Annotated in this window: 9 protein-coding genes and 1 pseudogene; 4 read left to right on the top strand and 6 right to left on the bottom strand. The window is 67.2% G+C overall.

Features of this window, described 5'->3' with window-relative positions; translation table 11 throughout:
* From ACT6S0_RS21230 to kduD, 6 genes and pseudogenes are all read right to left on the bottom strand, one after another.
* Positions 1-440, bottom strand: a pseudogene (locus tag ACT6S0_RS21230) (NADP-dependent oxidoreductase); the annotation flags it as partial.
* 91 nt (positions 441-531) lie between these two features.
* A complete protein-coding gene (kdgR, locus tag ACT6S0_RS21225) occupies positions 532-1,338 on the bottom strand; it encodes a DNA-binding transcriptional regulator KdgR (RefSeq protein WP_444765759.1) in 807 nt (268 codons plus the stop codon).
* A 53-nt stretch (positions 1,339-1,391) separates the two neighbouring features.
* On the bottom strand, positions 1,392-2,624 hold the full coding sequence (locus ACT6S0_RS21220) for a pectate lyase family protein (protein WP_444765758.1): 1,233 nt from the start codon (positions 2,622-2,624) through the stop codon (positions 1,392-1,394).
* Positions 2,621-3,709 carry a pectinesterase family protein gene (locus tag ACT6S0_RS21215; protein ID WP_444765757.1) on the bottom strand — a complete coding sequence of 363 codons (1,089 nt, stop codon included), beginning with the start codon at positions 3,707-3,709 and terminating at the stop codon, positions 2,621-2,623. The genes ACT6S0_RS21220 and ACT6S0_RS21215 overlap by 4 nt, the downstream gene beginning before the upstream one ends.
* A complete protein-coding gene (locus ACT6S0_RS21210; RefSeq protein WP_444765756.1) occupies positions 3,706-4,875 on the bottom strand; it encodes an oligogalacturonate lyase family protein in 1,170 nt (389 codons plus the stop codon). The genes ACT6S0_RS21215 and ACT6S0_RS21210 overlap by 4 nt, the downstream gene beginning before the upstream one ends.
* A 116-nt stretch (positions 4,876-4,991) precedes the next feature.
* The gene (kduD, locus tag ACT6S0_RS21205) at positions 4,992-5,753 is read right to left on the bottom strand and encodes a 2-dehydro-3-deoxy-D-gluconate 5-dehydrogenase KduD (RefSeq protein WP_444765755.1); all 762 of its coding nucleotides are present in this window, start codon (positions 5,751-5,753) and stop codon (positions 4,992-4,994) included.
* Between the two features lie 580 nt (positions 5,754-6,333).
* Here kduD and ACT6S0_RS21200 point away from each other — a divergent pair.
* The 4 genes from ACT6S0_RS21200 to ACT6S0_RS21185 all read left to right on the top strand — a co-directional run bounded on the left by ACT6S0_RS21200 (position 6,334) and on the right by ACT6S0_RS21185 (position 15,734).
* Complete coding sequence (locus ACT6S0_RS21200) at positions 6,334-9,261, top strand: TonB-dependent receptor (protein ID WP_444765754.1); 2,928 nt, start codon at positions 6,334-6,336, stop codon at positions 9,259-9,261.
* Positions 9,262-9,402: 141 nt separating this feature from the next.
* The gene (locus ACT6S0_RS21195) at positions 9,403-9,969 is read left to right on the top strand and encodes a PEP-CTERM sorting domain-containing protein (protein WP_444765753.1); all 567 of its coding nucleotides are present in this window, start codon (positions 9,403-9,405) and stop codon (positions 9,967-9,969) included.
* Complete coding sequence (locus ACT6S0_RS21190; RefSeq protein WP_444765752.1) at positions 9,966-12,776, top strand: pectate lyase family protein; 2,811 nt, start codon at positions 9,966-9,968, stop codon at positions 12,774-12,776. Before ACT6S0_RS21195 ends, ACT6S0_RS21190 begins: the two co-directional genes overlap by 4 nt.
* A gap of 39 nt (positions 12,777-12,815) precedes the next feature.
* Positions 12,816-15,734: a TonB-dependent receptor domain-containing protein gene (locus tag ACT6S0_RS21185; protein ID WP_444765751.1), complete on the top strand. Its 2,919-nt coding sequence runs from the start codon at positions 12,816-12,818 to the stop codon at positions 15,732-15,734.
* Positions 15,735-15,906 lie beyond the last annotated feature (172 nt).

Here is a 15,906-nt window from a genome sequence, read left to right as displayed (position 1 = left end):
AGCAGCGAGCCCCAGAGCGAGACATGATCGGCGATCTTGTCGGGCATGCCGACGGCGCCGAGGTAGGCAGACAGAGGGATGTGGGTCGTATCGACCTTTTGCAGCACGCCGCGCTGCGTCGCATCGACGGTCTGGAACTCCTGCCAGCCGCCCATGCCGACGACCTTGTCGCCGACGGCGAAGTTGGCGTTCTTCGACTCGACCACTGCACCGACCGTGCCGCCGATCATGACCTCGTCCAGCGGCTGCGAGGCCGCGTAGCTCTTGCTTTCGTTCATGCGGCCGCGCATGTAGGGGTCGAGGCTGAGGAAGTGGTTGCGCACCCGCACCTGGCCGTCGGTCAGCGCGGCGAGCGGCGCCTCGACGAGGCGGAAATTCTCGGGAGTGACCTCGCCCCTGGGACGCGAGGCGAGGACGATCTGGCGGTTGATTTGGCTCATGGTGGGCTGTCTCTTCAAGCAACAGCCGCCATTGGAGCACCCGGCCAGGGGCGCCTGCGTCCCTGGGGCGACAAGGATCTAGGGCGTCAGCTCAACCCGCGATCGTGATCGGGAAGTTGGTGCAGCCGAGCTTCTCGGAGATGTCCTTGCTGGCGGTCTGCAGCATCGTGACGACCTCGGGCGCCTTCTCAACATCGAAGCGGAAGGTCGGGAAGGACACGCTCATGCCGGCGATGGGCTGGCCCAGGCGGTCGAAGATGGGCACGCCCAGGCAGCGGATGTGGTCGTCGAATTCCTCGCGGTCCTCGCCGAAGCCCTGAGCCTTGACCGTCGCCAGCTCGGCCAGGAAGGCCGGGCGCTCGGTGATGGTCTTGTCGCGAAAGCGCGTGAAGGTGGCGCCGTCCAGGATGCGGTCGCGGCGCTCCGGGTGTTCCCAGGCCATCAGCACCTTGCCGATGGCCGTGCAGTGCAGCGGCGCGCGGCGGCCGATGCGCGAGTACATGCCCAGCATGTGGCGCGAGTCGACCTTGTGGATGTAGATGATCTCGCTGTCGATCAGGCTGCCCAGGTGGACGGTCTCGCCGGTGGCGTCGGCCAGCATCTGCATGTGGTGCTTGGCCAGGTCGACCAGTTCGGGCGAGGGCAGGGCCTTGGCGCCGATCTCGAACATGCGCATGGCCAGGCCATAGCGCTCGCTGTCGGCCTCCTGGCGCACATAGCCCAGGCTCTTCATCGTCTGCAGGAAGCGGTAGACGGTGGCCTTGGGCATGGCCAGGCGCACCGACAGCTCGGTGATACCGATGTCACTGCGTTCGCCCAGCGCGTTCAAGATGGCGAACACCTTGAGTACCGCCGCAACCGATTCCGGTTGCTTTGAATCGCCAATGTCTTCGTCCATCGTTTTGATTCTTTCGGGCGCTTGTTCCGGGATTCGGATAGGCGGATTCTGACTCAGGCGCGGCGCGGACCCGCCCCGGTGCGGATTTGCTCAACAAGACGATTGGGGTCGGTCGGGCGCAGCGCCGCGGTGTCGTAGACCTCCTCCGGCCGCCAGCCGACGTCGGGTGACAGGCCTGGGCCCGACAGCACCACGGGCCGGCCGTTGAGGCGGTTGCCGCCGCGGTCGGTGAGCGCCGTGCCCTTGAGGCGGCGGACCAGTTGGTCGGGCCCGACGCCGACGGGCAGCTCCCAGGCGTTGGATTCGGCGACGACGCGCGACTGGAAGCCCACGCCCAGCGAGTAGCCGAAATCCTCCGCGCGGTCGGCGCTGTAGAGATTGCAGGCCATGTGCACGCGGCCGAAGCGCACCCGCGGCGTGCGCTCCTTGCAGGCATGGAAGTGGTTGTGGTGCAGCGTCACGCGCAGCTTGCCGTCATCGCCGACGTGGCTGTCGCTGCCGCCGATCAGCATCGTCTTGTCATGGTCGCGGAAGCGGCACCAGGACACGGTGACCAAGTCGCTGGCGAGGGTGATGTCGAGCAGGCCGTCGTGGTGCTGCACGCGGCGGCCCAGGCGGACGGGTTCGAGGTGGTCGAGGCGCTTGCCGTCGTCGAAGTGGCAATGGTCCACCCAGACGCGCTCGGCGCCGGTGAGGCTCAGCGGGTCGTAGGCCGAGTTCCACTCGCCGTGGCCGTTGTCGCGCGGCTCCCAGGCGGGGAAGTGGTCATAGGCGTCGGAGAAGCTCAGGTCGCGGATGACGACGTTGCTGACCTTGTTCAACACGATGCTGCCGTGCTGGAAGCCGGCACCGGGTGCGGCGCCGATGAGCGTCGTGTTGGACGGCAGGCGCACCGTGATGGCGTCGGCCTGGCGCTTGGCGCTGCGCCGACGCGCATCTTCCAAAGGGCCTTTGGGATCGTCGCGGCCCCAGGTGGCGGGATCGAAGGCGCGGTCGAAGGCATCGACATCGAAGGCCGGGTCGCGGAAGGCCTCGGCACCGGCCGGACCCAGGTCGATAAGGCCATGAATGCGGATGATCTTGGGCACGTCGCCCAGGCGCAGCGCTGCATCCAGGCCGGCGCGGTCGCGCACATCAAGGACGTGCTCCGGTCTGGCGCCGGCGCCGCCGGTGGTCTTGCCGACCGCGGCCCAGCCGAGCGGGCCGGTGTGTTCGGGCAGCGTCGCGCAGGCGCTGAATGCGGGCAGGGCGGCGAGGGCGATCAGGTCGCGGCGGGTCAGGTTCATGGGCGGTTGTTGAACTCGAAAAGACGGTTCATCGCCGCGTCGAAAGGCCGGCGCGACGTGCTGGTGGTCCAGGGGGCGATGTGGGCGCCGGTCTCGCTATCGCGCACGACGGCAAGGCCGTTGGGGCTGATGCCTGCCGCCCAGGTGCCGTGTTTGACGCCCGCGTCCCAGGCCCTGCCGATGGCGGTGCTGCCGGCTGCAAGCCCCGGTTCGCCGACGAAGCGGCTGTGCGTGACGAGAAAGCCTTGCGCGACGTCGGGTGCCGTGCTGGGCGCCAGCACGATGCCGCCCTGGCCCGGCGCGCGGCGGTTGGCGCGGCTGAGGATGGTGCTGTGGCTGATGACGAGCACGGCGTTGCCGAAGATGAAGTCCACGTCGCCGGCGATGAGGCTGTGGCGGATCAGCTGCCGTGCGGGCGCCCCCGGTGCGCGACGTTTGGCATACAGCGTGTCCTGGTGGCCCAGCAGGCGCACGCCTTCGAGCTGGATGCGGTCGCCCATCAGCGTCAGCGCCACGGCCTGCGCGCCGCCGCTTTCGCCGACGCCGCTCGGGTAGGCCTCGCCGCGGCGCACGCCGTCCATGGCGTCGTTGGCGATGGTCAGCGAGATCAGCTGCACGTCGTTGCTCTGCACCAGCATGCTGGTGCTGCCGCTGGTGCCGATGGTCGTCTTGCCAAGTTCGGGCCAGCAGGGGTGGGCGGGCTCGTTCTCACTCTTGGGCTTGCCGGAGAAGCGGTTGTCCACCAGCACGACGGCGGCGGCATCCAACGCCGAGCCGATCAACGCAATCGGCGCCTTGTCCTTGATGCACAGCGGGCCGCGGTAGGTGCCGGGCTGGATATGGATCACCCAGCGCCGGCTGCCCTCGGAGGGCACCTTGTCGATGGTGGCTTGCACGGACTCGCCGGGCTTGACGACGAAGTCGGGCGGCGCGGCGCTCAGATCCGCCAGCGTCGCGGGCTGCCAGTCGCCGAGGTAGACCGCCGCGGTGTGCGCGGCGGCCTGCTCGGCCGGCAGCTGGGGGCGTGCCTGCCCCTGCGCTGCCGTGACTGCAAGCGATGCGGCCAGGGCCAGCGCGAGCCTCACAGGTCGGCCAGGTAGAGGGCCGGCTCGGCGCCGCTGGCGCGCTCCTTGTCGCAACTGAACAGCACCTGCTTGTCGTTGGGCGTGAAGCTCGGGTGCGGGTGGGTGACCTGGCGGTTGTCCTTGTAGACGTCCCAGCCGCTGTCGTGGCGCGCGATGGGCCGCGTCGTGCCGGCTTTCAGGTCGAACAGGTGCAGATAGGGGTCGCCCACCAGCATTGCGTTGCTGGCTGTGCTGTCATGGCTGACCTTGCCGACGCCGTCGCCGACGATCAGCGTGCCGTCGTAGTTGCTCATCAGGTGCGAGCACTGCGGCATGGCGGTCAGTAGCTTGTTCTCCAGCGTGACCGGGTCGAGGCTGTAGATCCAGCGCTCGGGTGACTGGACGTTGTAGCTGACATAGATCATCGCGCTGCCGTCCGGCACCCAGAACTCGTGCGTGCAGCTCTCGCCCTGCTGGTGCTCCTTGCCGCAGCGGCGGTTGGTGCCGTCCTCGTCGATGAACCACATGCGCGCGTCGATGAGGTCGTGCGGGCCTTCATGGCAGTAGGCGACGGTGTTGTCATCGAAGGGGCGGTACTGCGGGTGGCCCAGCCAGCCGCGCTGCTCCAGGATGACGGTGCGTTTGCCTGTGGCCAGGTCGACGCTGAAGAGACGGCACAGCGGCCGCTTGTGGAACATCTCGTTGAACTTCTGCCAGGTGTTCAGCGGGAACCAGTCGTCGGCCGAGATCTCGATGCCGACCATCTTGGTACAGGCGCTGTTGGACACCCAGGTGCCGTAGCCCACCCAGCCGTCGGGCACGATGTAGGCGACTTCTTCCTTCAGTGTGGCCAGTTCCAGGCGGATCAGGTTGCGGTCGCCGCGCACGAAGTAGACGAAACGGTCGTCTGGGCTCATGAAGGCGCCGAAGGTGTTCTCGCCCGCGCCGTCGGTCAGCTGGATGGCCGTCTGCGAGGGCAGATCCAGCAGGTGCAGGTTCCAGTTCGGGCTAGGCTGGGGGCCGAACTCACCGCCGAACATCAGCTTGGTGCCGTCGTTCGTGAAGCACTTCTGATAGAAGTAGTTGCGATGGCAGGTGACATCGGGCGGCGTCAGGCGCGTCACGCGCGCACCCGTGTCGGGGTCCTCGCGGGTGAGGAATTCAAACTTGCGTTCGGTGGATTTCATGGCGTGGATGAAACAAGGGCAGAAATGCAACCACACAGTCTCAGAGGCACAGAGAAGCCGCCTCCAAGCAATTCCTCCGTGTCCCTGTGCCTCTGTGGTTGCCTTTGGTTTTTGTCTCAGCGAGCGAGCCAGCCGCCGTCAACAGCGATGGTGTAGCCGTTGACATAGTCGGAAGCGGTCGAGGCCAGGAACACCACCGGTCCGGCCAGGTCTTCGGGCTTGCCCCAGCGGCCGGCGGGGATGCGGTCGAGGATGGCGCCGTTGCGCTGCTCGTCCGCGCGCAGTGCGGCGGTGTTGTTGGTGGCCATGTAGCCCGGGGCGATGGCGTTGACGTTGATGCCATGCGAGGCCCATTCGTTGGCCATCAGGCGCGTGATGCCCATGACGCCGCTCTTGCTGGCCGTGTACGAGGGCACGCGCACGCCGCCCTGGAAGCTCAGCATCGACGCGATGTTGATGATCTTGCCGCCCTTGCCCTGGGCGATGAAGGCCTTGGCCACGGCTTGCGACAGGAAGAACACCGACTTCAGGTTCAGGTCCATGACGTCGTCCCAGTCCGCCTCGGAGAACTTGATGGCGTCCTCGCGGCGAATGATGCCGGCGTTGTTGACGAGGATGTGCACCTCGCCGTTCAGTGCCTTGGCCTGGGCGACCAGATCCGGGATGCAGCTGATGTCGCCGAGGTTGGCGCGCAGGTCCAGGAAGCGGCGGCCCAGGGCCTCGACGCCGGCCTTGGTCTCGTCGGGCTCGGAGACGTTGACGCCGACGACGTCGGCACCGGCCTGGGCCAGCGCCAGCGCCATGCCCTGGCCGAGGCCCGTGTTGCAGCCGGTCACGATGGCCGTCTTGCCGGCCAGATTGAAGTTGTCGAGCACCATTTTGGTTTTCCGTTCAGGGCAGGGCGGTCATGGGCCGGGGGCCATGACCTTGAAAACTGGATCGCCAGCCGGTCAGCGGTGTCTGCAGTGACTGACGCCGTGACATGCGTGGCAGATTTCCGTGCAGGTTGTTGGCGGCTTACAAGCCAGACCGGTAGAGTTGAAACGCGGTTCCGAATTCCTGGGACAACCAGAGCTTAGAGGCCGACAAAGTGTTGCGGAATCATGGTTTCTATTTAGTGAACCGGTGTTCCGATTTTGCCAGGTTGCACCTATCATCGTCTACAAGCCAGCCAAACGAGCACGACGATGAGCACTTGTTTCACTGCCGACGACGCGACGGGCAAGTCAATTCGCGCAGCCGCGCCGGGCCAGGTGGCCCGCTGGCTGGATCAGTTTTCCGCTCGCCGCGACGTCTATCTGTAGTCGCGTGGTGACAAGAGCCGGCGCTCGCACTGCAGCGTCGCCGGCGCAGAGATAACGGGTGCCCTGCGTGTGCCCGGGTTCCACACAAGCCTTGCATAACCCGAGAGCCGCCGACGCCACCCAGCGCGCAGGCGGCCTGCACCAGGAGACACCCATGCCCGCATTCCGTTCATCCCACCGCCCGGCCGTGCGCCCCGTGGCCATGGCCGCCGCCCTTGCCGCGCTGGCCGCTGCGCCCGCCTGGGCACAGACCGCGCCCGCCGCATCGGCGCAGCTGGACACCGTCACGGTCACCGGCATCCGCGCCTCGCTGGAAAGCGCGCTCAACGCCAAGCGCGAGGACAAGGGCATCGTCGATGTCATCAAGGCCGAGGACATGGGCAAGTTCCCGGACACCAACCTGGCCGAATCGCTGCAGCGCATTCCGGGCGTCGTCATCGACCGCGACGCCGGTGAGGGCCGCAACATCACCGTGCGTGGCCTGGGCGGCGACTTCGCGCGCACCCGCATCAACGGCATCGAGGCCCTGGCGACCACCGGCGGCACCGACAGCTCGGGCGGCGCCAACCGTACCCGCGCCTTCGACTTCAACGTCTTCGCGGCCGACCTCTTCAACTCGCTGACCGTGCGCAAGAGCAGCTCGGCCGACGTCGATGAAGGTTCGCTCGGTGCCACCATCGACCTGCAGACCGCGCGCCCCTTCGACATGAAGAAGTTCGTGGCGGCCGTGTCCGTCAAGGGCACCTACAACCAGCTGTCCGGCAAGACCACCCCCAAAAGCTCCTTCCTGATCTCCAACACCTTCGCTGATCGCAAGATCGGCATGCTGCTGTCGGGCGCCTACTCGCAACGCAAGGTCTTTGAAGAGGGCTTCAGCACGGTGCGCTGGGACAACGGCCCGTCCAGCGGTGGCTGGTGCCCGCCGCAGGGTGTCACAACCGGCCTGCCCGCCGGCTCCACAGCCACCACCTGCGGCCCGGCCGCCCAGGGCGTGGCGCGCCTGCCCAACACCGCGGCCAACCTGGCCGCCTACACCGAGGCCAGCAAGGCCACCAACTTCCATCCGCGCCTGCCGCGCTACGGCCGCCTCACGCATGACCAAGAGCGCCTGGGCCTGACGGGTTCCATCCAGGTTCGCCCTTCGGACACGATGCTGGTGACCTTCGACATGCTCTACAGCAAGCTTGAGGCGACCCGCCAGGAGGACTTCCTGGAAGCCATCTCCTTCAGCCGCGCGCTGACCGCCGGCGGCAAGCAGCAGACCAGCGTCGTCGAAGCGCAATTCGCGCCGAGCGGTCAGCTGCTCTACGGCAAGTTCAACGGCGTGGACATCCGCTCTGAGCAGCGCTTTGACCGGCTCAGCACCGAGTTCAGCCAGCCGACGTTGACCATCGAGCAGGACATCGGCGAGACCGTCAAGGCGACGGTGCGCCTGGGCAATGCCAAGTCGCGCTTCCGCAACCCGATGCAGACGACGACCACGCTGGACGCCGCCAACGTCGACGGTTATGTCTACGACGCACGCGGTGACAACCGCGCACCGCTGATCGGCTACGGCAATCTCAACCCGGCGGACCCGAACGGACTGCTCAGGATCCAGGGCGTGCCGGTGGGCCAGACCTCCATCCCCAACTTCACCCCCAGCGAAGTGCGAGTGCGCCCGCTCGGCGTGACCAACGAGCAACACGTTGGCACCGCGGATCTCGCCTGGGAAGTGGCGAACTGGCTGACGCTCAAGGGCGGTGTGAGCTACAAGAAGTTCACGGTCGATGCCTATGAGTTCCGCCGCACGACGGAGGCGATGAACACGCTGCCGGCCGGCGTCTCCCCCGGTAGCGTCACGACGATGTTGAGCGGTTTCGGCAAGGGCCAAAGCCTGCCCTCAGGCTCGGTCACTTCGTGGGTCATCCCCAATCTGGACGCCATCGCCAGCGCCTATGACATCTACTGCAACTGCCTGAAGTCAGGCCCCGCTGGCGGGCCGGGCGACTACCGCCTGGCCTCCATCACCAACGGGTCGGCCCGCGGCAACAACTTCGTCATCTCCGAGACCGACACCGGTGCCTGGCTGATGGGCGATTTCGAGAGCCGCCTGGGCGGCATGCTGGTTCGCGGCAACGCCGGCGCCCGCCATGTGAAGACGGCCATCGTCTCAACGGGCTATCTCGCCACCGGCGGCGGCACGCCGGTCACCGTGGCGCGCGACTACAAGGACTGGCTGCCCTCGGCCAACCTCTCGGTCAACCTGACCAAGAACCTGATCGTGCGCGCCGCTGCCGCGAAGGTGATGTCGCGTCCGCCGCTGCAGAACCTGAGCCCCGGCGGCACGCTGAACATCCCGGCTGCGACCTACACCGGCGGCAACCCGGGCCTGGAGCCCTTCCGCGCGACGACGCTGGACGGCAACATCGAGTGGTACCACGCCAAGAACGCGTTCGTCGGCCTGGGGCTCTTCCACAAGAACATCAAGAGCTACGTCCTCACGCGCACGCGCAGCCTGCCCTACAACCAGCTCGGCCTGCCGATGTCGTTGCTGCCCTCCAACTTCAATGGGGATGAGGTCTTCTCCGTCGCCGCGCCCGTCAACACACCGGGCGGCAAGCTCAGCGGCTTCGAGCTCAATGTTCAGCAGCCCTTCACCTTCTTGCCGGGCTGGGGCAAGAACTTCGGCCTGCTGGCCAACTACACGCAGGTCAAGTCCAAGATGGACTACGTGCTATCGGCGGCCGCCAATGCGCCGACCGTGCGTGAAGACCTCGTCAACCTGTCGCCGCGCTCCTGGAACCTGTCGGTCTACTACGACGACGGCACCTTCAGTGGTCGTGTCTCCACCTCGGCTCGTTCCGATTTCCTGACGACAGTGCCGGGCCGCAACAACCACGATGTCGAAGGCAAGAAGGAGACCTTCAACGTCGACCTGTCCCTGAGCTACAAGTTCACGAAGCAGCTGGACCTGACATTCGAAGCCACCAACCTGACCAACCAAGCGAACGACCAGTTCATCGGCCGCGCCATGGACAACGTGGTGGTGAACCACTACACGGGCCGCGAGTTCATCGTCGGCGCCCGTTACCGGTTCTAAGCCTGCTACCGGCCTAGATCAGGCAGGGGCGCAGGCCAGCCGGCTGTGCCCCTGTTTGCTCGCGTGACCCTGAAGGGCCACGAAATCCACAAGAGTCGACGGCCTATTCCGGTACGCCCGACCACATCCGGAGACAAGACCATGAAGACGCAACTGACCCTGGCGGTCGCAGCCGCCGCATGCCTGGCCGCGCCACTCGCCGAGGCCGCCGACGCCCTGCCAGCGGGCACTCTCATCACCGGCCAGGTCAGCGGCGCCAGCCAGACCCTGCTGGGCCTGGACCACCTGTTCGCCGACAAGGCCGGCAGCAACACCACGGCATTGGCACCGGCCGACCTGGAGTTCATGACCAGTGACTTCGCCGTCGCGGTCGACTTCTTCAGCGACGGCCGTGTGCAGGTCTGGAACAACAGCGGCACGACCGGCCTGGCCGGCAGCTACACGTTGAGCTTCAGCTTGGCCGGCCTCGGTGCGCCCATCAGCGGCTTCACGCCGCTGGACCTGAGCGGCGTCGGCGGCGGCACGATCGGCCTGCAACTCGTCGGGCCCGACAGCGTCAGCCTGACGTTGAACAACCTGAGCTTCACCGGCGAGTTTGGCAGCTTCACGACGCAGATCGCCGTCACCGCCGTGCCCGAGCCGACCGGTCTCGCGCTTCTCGCCGCCGGCCTGGGCCTGTTGGCGCTGCGCCGCAAGGCCGTCGCATGAAGGCCCTCAAGCACATCGGCTGCATCGCCGCGCTGCTGGCGTTGAGCCTGCCGGCCCATGCCGTGGACGCGGCCCAGCAGGTCGCGCCCGCCGACGGCTGGGGCGCCGGCACCATCGGCGGCAGCGCCGCCACGCCCGACCACATCTACACCGTGACCAGCCGCGCCGAGCTGCTGAACGCGCTGGCCAACGGCGGCAACGCGCCCAAGATCATCAAGGTGGCCGGCACCATCGACATGACCGAGGGCACGCCCTTCGCACACACGGCGGACCAGAAGGTGAGGGCGCGCGTGCGCCTGTCCAGCAACACCACGCTGATCGGCGAAGGCCCCGGCGCCGGCTTCGTCAACGCGTGGATAGACATCACCGGCGTCAGCCAGGTCATCGTGCGCAACCTGCATATCGTCGCGCCCTGCGATGTCGGCCCCGTGTGGGACCCGACCGACGGGTCTCTCGGCAACTGGAACTCCGCGTATGACGCCATCGGCATCGTCACCGCCACGCAGGTCTGGATCGACCGCAACACCATCACCGACGCGCCCGTCACCGACGACACGCTGCCCATCGAGAACGGCAAGGTCAAGCAGTGCCATGACGGCGCCATCGACATCACCAAGGGCGCCGACCTGATCACGGTCTCCTACAACCTGATCACCCAGCACGACAAGTCCATGCTGATCGGCGGCTCCGACAGCCTGACCAGCGACGCCGGCAAGCTGCGCGTCACCATCGCCAACAACGTCTTCAGTGGCGTGAGCCAGCGTGTACCGCGCGTTCGCTTCGGCCAGGTCCATGTCTTCAACAACTACTTCGTGGGCAGCAAGACGGCCAGCCCCTATGCGCACAGCTACAGCGTCGGCATTGGCAAGGCGGCCAACGTCCTGTCGCACGCCAACGTCTTCGCGGTGGACGGCGCGGCCGGCTGCAATGCTGTCGTCGTCTACGCCAGCTCGGACCGCACCGGCGTGTTCCAGGACAGCGGCTCCACGCTGAACGGCGCGCCACTGGGCGCCTGCGGCGTGGCGGCCGGCACGGCCTTCACGCCGGGCTATGCGTTCAAGCCGCGGCCGGCAATGCTGGTCAAGGCCAACGCACTGGCCCAGGCCGGCGCTGGCAAGCTGACGACGCAGATCAGCGGCAACGGCAATGTCAATGACGTGGCCGGCACCAGGTCGCCGGCCGCGAATGAGACTGGCGTGCCCACTGACACGCGCATCTCGCTGTCCTTCGACGCGCCGCCCGCCATCGGCACGACTGGCAAGGTCAACGTCTTCCGCGCGAGCGACGACGCGCTGGTCGACAGCATCGACATCAGCAACGCGCCCTCCAGCACCGACACGCAGACCGTGCTGGCCCGCACCAACCTCGAGATCGACGCGCTGGGCCTGGGCGCCATGCCCGATGGCGCGACGTTTGCGCGTTATGTCTGGTACCGGCCCGTCAGCGTCAAGGGCAGCACGGCCTCGGTCAAGCTGCGCAGCAACAAGCTCGACTTCGGCACGACCTACTACGTGACGATAGACGCGACCGTGCTGGCCGGCAGCATCAAGGGCGCTGCGTTCGCCGGGATAGCCAAGGCCGACAACTGGAAGTTCACGACCCGCGCCGCGCCAGCGAGCTTCACGAACCTGAACGTCGATGACAGCGGCACGACGGCCGACTTCCGCACGCTGCAAGGCGCGCTGAACTGGGTCATGAAGCACTGCTCGACGAACAGTTCGCCGACCTATGGCTGCAACACCGTTGCCACACCCAAGGTGATCCAACTGGCCAACGGCAGCTACCCCGAGCTCAACATCCTGCGCAAGGTGTCCAACCTGAGCGTCATCGGCGAAAGCCGCGACGGCGTGGTGGTGGGCGACGTGAACTTCGAGTCGCTGAACTCGGGCAGCGGCGCAAGCTCAGCAGCCGCAGGCACTGCGCTGAGCACCTCGGGCCGGACAGTCGGCCACCGGGTGCTCGGCGGCGGCCGCGCGGCGTGGCTGGTCGAGACCTCGGACCTGTTGACGTTGCAGAACTTCACGCTGCACAACCCGCACCAGCGCAGCAGCAGCTGGGACAACCAGGCCGAGGCCCTCTACTTCAACACCGGCACCACGGCCGCAGCGGCGCGCCTCGTCGCCAGGCAGATGAACTTCCTGAGCCAGCAGGACACGCTGCAGCTCAAGGGCTACAACTGGATCTACCAGTCGCTGGTCGCCGGCAACGTCGATTTCATCTGGGGCAGCGTGATGGCCAGCCTGTTCGAGGACAGCGAGATCCGCTCCGTCGTCGATACCGGCGGCAACTCGCCCGGCTACATCCTGCAATCGCGCGCCACCGCAGGCGACAAGGGCTTTGTCTTCCTGAACAGCGTGCTGACCGCAGGCCCCGGTGTGACCCAGGCCTATCTGGCCCGCAGTGGTGGCACGACGAGCACGACCTACGTCGACAACATCGCCTTCATCAACACCCGCATCGGACCGCACATCCTGCCGGTGGGCTGGTGCGTTGGCACCGGCACCAGCAAGACCGGCACGGGCAGCGGCAGCTGCGGCAGCAACCCGCCGCCCTGGGCCGGCACGGCCGACGGCGGCGCCACCGACGCGGCTGGCTGGCGCGAGTTCGGCAGCATGGACCTGGCCGGCGCGCCGCTGGACGTCGGTGCCCGCCTCGGCGTGGCCTCGGTCAAGGTGGCGAATGTGCCGACCTTCATCGCGCTCGCCAGGCAGCTCGACTCGGCCAACGGGCTGGCGACGCGCGCCGAGATCTTCCACAAATCCACCATCGCCACCGGCGCACCCGGCGGCTGGGTGCCGGCGCCCTGAGCGCCTGAAGCATTCGACACGAGAACCCACGGAGACCCCATGAGCATCAAACCCCTGCAAGCCCGAGCCCGCCTGACCCTGTGCGCCGGCGCCGTGCTGAGCCTTTGCGCTGCCGCCGCCCAGGCCCAGGCCCAGACCGCCGCCGACGCGCCCGTGACGATGGAGCGCATCCAGATCACCGGCTCGTCGATCAAGCGCGTGGCGGGCGAGACGGCGCTGCCCGTGTCGGCCATCCGCTCGGAAGAGCTGGATGCGCGGGGCCACACCGAACTCAAGGACCTGATCCTGGAGCTGCCGCAGTCGCAGTCGCTGGGCTTCAACGCCGGCGCGGCCGGCCCGGTGCTCAACCTGCGCGGCCTGGGGCCCATGCGCACGCTGACGTTGCTGAACGGTCGCCGGCTGGCCAACGAGCCGCTGCAGGACCAGTACGTATCGGCCAACGTCATTCCGCGCATGGCGCTGCAGCGCACCGAGATCCTGCGCGACGGCGCCTCGTCCATCTACGGCTCCGACGCCATCGGCGGCGTGCAGAACTACCTCACGCGCGACAGCTTCCAGGGCGCCAAGATCAAGCTGGAGCTCAACGCGCCCGACCGCGGCAGCCGCGGCCAGACCAACGCCGTGGGCCTCATCGCCGGCTTCGGCGACCTGGGCACCGACGGCTGGAACGTCTATGGCTCGATGGACTACCAGACCAAGAACGCGCTGTTCAAGGGCGACCGGCCGGAGCTCTACGACGGCTCGGCGCTGAACCAGCTCGGCCTGCTCAACACGCCCAGCAACAAGAACCAGAGCCCGGCCGCCAACTACGGTTTCACGGCGGGCGCCAACAGCAACTACAACTCCAGTTTCGCGACCGGCTGCGTGGCGCCGTATTCGCTGCCCACGCTGGGGGCGGGCAGCGTGGCCACGCCTGCCACCTACAACAACGCCGGCTGCTACCGCGATCCCAACTTCTTCGACGCCATCGGTGACGGCAGCCGCATCAACAACCTCTACGGCAAGGGCACCCTCAACCTGGGCAAGGGCCACCGCCTGAGCCTGGAAGCGATGCATTCGGCGTTCACGGTGCAGAAGTACCGCGGCATGCAGGTGCCCGGCGGCAACGAGCCGGCCACGACCTACAGCATCCCGTCGACCAGCAAGTTCTACCCCGGCAAGGGCATCACGCCCCTGGTCAATGTCGTGGGCAGCAACACTGGCGCCAACTCGCCGGCCATGTTCATCGACCCGGTCAGGACGCCCGGCGTCGTCAGCCTGCTGAACATGAACAACCGGCTCGTCCACTTCGCGTGGGGCCCGGGCGAACTGGGCCCGGCCTATCGCAACGACGAGCAAATCAACGACCGCCTGGTGCTGAGCGCCGAAGGCAGCTTCTGGAACATGGACTACCGCGTGGGCCTCAACTATGGCCACTCCGAGCGCGACACCCGCGTCGGCGGCGGCTACATCCTGTACAGCAAGGCGCAGGAAGGCTTCACCAAGGGCATCCTCAACCCCTTCGGCGCGCAAGACGCCGCCGGCCTGGAGTACCTCAAGAGCATCGAGCTGCGCGACTACACCTACCGCCTCAACGAGGCCTACAACAAGTCCGTCGACTTCACGCTGACCCGCGAGCTGATGGACCTTGGCGGTGGCCCGCTGACGCTGGCCGTCTCGGGCGAGCTGCGCCGCGACGAGGCCAAGGTGCACGCCGCGCCGCTGGACTACGTCGCCAAGCTGCCCAACGGCAACTACAACATCAGCAGCGCCGGCGTCGTGCTCAAGGACGACATCGTCGGCGAGAACCCGACCGGCGTGGCGGCCAAGCTGCACCGCAACATCAAGTCCGCCGTCATCGAGCTGGACGCGCCGCTGACCAAGGTCTGGAGCATCAACGGCGCGGTGCGTTCCGATACCTACAGCGACTTGAAGACCACCACGGTCAACCCCAAGCTGTCGCTGCGCTTCCAGCCCATGGCCGAGCTGATGCTGCGCGCGTCGGCCAACACGGGCTTCCGGGCGCCGTCGATCATGGACATTCAGAACCCGACGCCCGAGGTGCGCACCGTGGCCATGGACGACCCGGTGCTCTGTCCCAGCCCGACGCCGCTGCTCACCAACACCGGTACGCCGGTGGCGGCCTTCGCCGGCGACCGGGCCAGCCTGGTCTGCAATGCCCAGACCGAGTACTGGACCAAGTCGCCCGACAACAGCCACCTCAAGCCCGAGAAGTCCAAGGGCTGGAGCATCGGCGGCGCCTTCGAACCGGTGCGTGGCCTGCTGGTGACGGCCGACTACTGGAGCATCCGGCTGAGCGATGTGCTGGGCGCGCTGACGCTGGCCGAGGTGCAGCAGGCGCCGGCCCGCTACTCCGCCAACATCCTGCGCAAGGCCGACGGCACCATCGACCGCATCCTGACCAGCCAGGCCAACCGTGGCGACATGGACATGCGCGGCCTGGACGTTGCCGCCACCTACCAGCTGCGCGCCGGCGAATGGGGCAACTTCAACCTGCGCATGGATGGCACCTACTACGACAAGTACTCGTTCTCGGTCGACAAGGGTGGCGAGATGCTGCAGAACGTCGGCGTGCTGACCGCCGATGCGCGCTACACCGGCCCCAACGCCGGCCTGGCCACGACGCAGCAGATCATCTATCGCTGGAAGCACACCGCGTCGGTCAACTGGCGCCTGGGCAACTGGTCGACGCAGGTGTCGCAGCGCTACAGCAGCGGCCTGACCGACCTGACCCCGCGCGCCGGCTCCAGCTACACCGACGTCAAGGCCTACAAGCAGTACAACCTGAGCGTGGCCTACGGCGGATTCAAGGCACTGAAGGTCACGGTGGGCATCAACAATCTGACCGACGTGAACCCCGCGCTGACGGCCAACACGGGCTACCAGGGCTACCTGACCAGCGGCGCGGACGTGCTGGGCCGCAGCTACCGCTTCACGGCCGAGTACGCGTTCTTCTGATCCTCGCAACCGATGGCGCGCAAGTGGCCGGTGGCCCTCGCGCCTGTCATTCCACAGGCCCCCGCATGATGAGCTTCAAGATCCTCAAGTTGCCCGCGCAAGCGCTGGCGCTGGCCGCCGCGCTGGCGGCCGGTGGCGCTGCGGCCGAGCCGGCCCTGGCGCCGGCTGCGTC

The organism is Roseateles sp. (assembly GCF_052436255.1).
Taxonomy (GTDB): Bacteria; Pseudomonadota; Gammaproteobacteria; order Burkholderiales; family Burkholderiaceae_C; genus Pelomonas.
This window is presented reverse-complemented; position numbering and strand designations above follow the sequence as displayed.

Bases quoted from the DNA above. Each gene is read 5' to 3' on its own strand.
- kdgR (WP_444765759.1), bottom strand. From the start codon at position 1,338: ATGGACGAAGACATTGGCGATTCAAAGCAACCGGAATCGGTTGCGGCG.
- ACT6S0_RS21220 (WP_444765758.1), bottom strand. From the start codon at position 2,624: ATGAACCTGACCCGCCGCGACCTGATCGCCCTCGCCGCCCTGCCCGCA.
- ACT6S0_RS21210 (WP_444765756.1), bottom strand. From the start codon at position 4,875: ATGAAATCCACCGAACGCAAGTTTGAATTCCTCACCCGCGAGGACCCC.
- kduD (WP_444765755.1), bottom strand. From the start codon at position 5,753: ATGGTGCTCGACAACTTCAATCTGGCCGGCAAGACGGCCATCGTGACC.
- ACT6S0_RS21200 (WP_444765754.1), top strand. From the start codon at position 6,334: ATGCCCGCATTCCGTTCATCCCACCGCCCGGCCGTGCGCCCCGTGGCC.
- ACT6S0_RS21195 (WP_444765753.1), top strand. From the start codon at position 9,403: ATGAAGACGCAACTGACCCTGGCGGTCGCAGCCGCCGCATGCCTGGCC.
- ACT6S0_RS21190 (WP_444765752.1), top strand. From the start codon at position 9,966: ATGAAGGCCCTCAAGCACATCGGCTGCATCGCCGCGCTGCTGGCGTTG.
- ACT6S0_RS21185 (WP_444765751.1), top strand. From the start codon at position 12,816: ATGAGCATCAAACCCCTGCAAGCCCGAGCCCGCCTGACCCTGTGCGCC.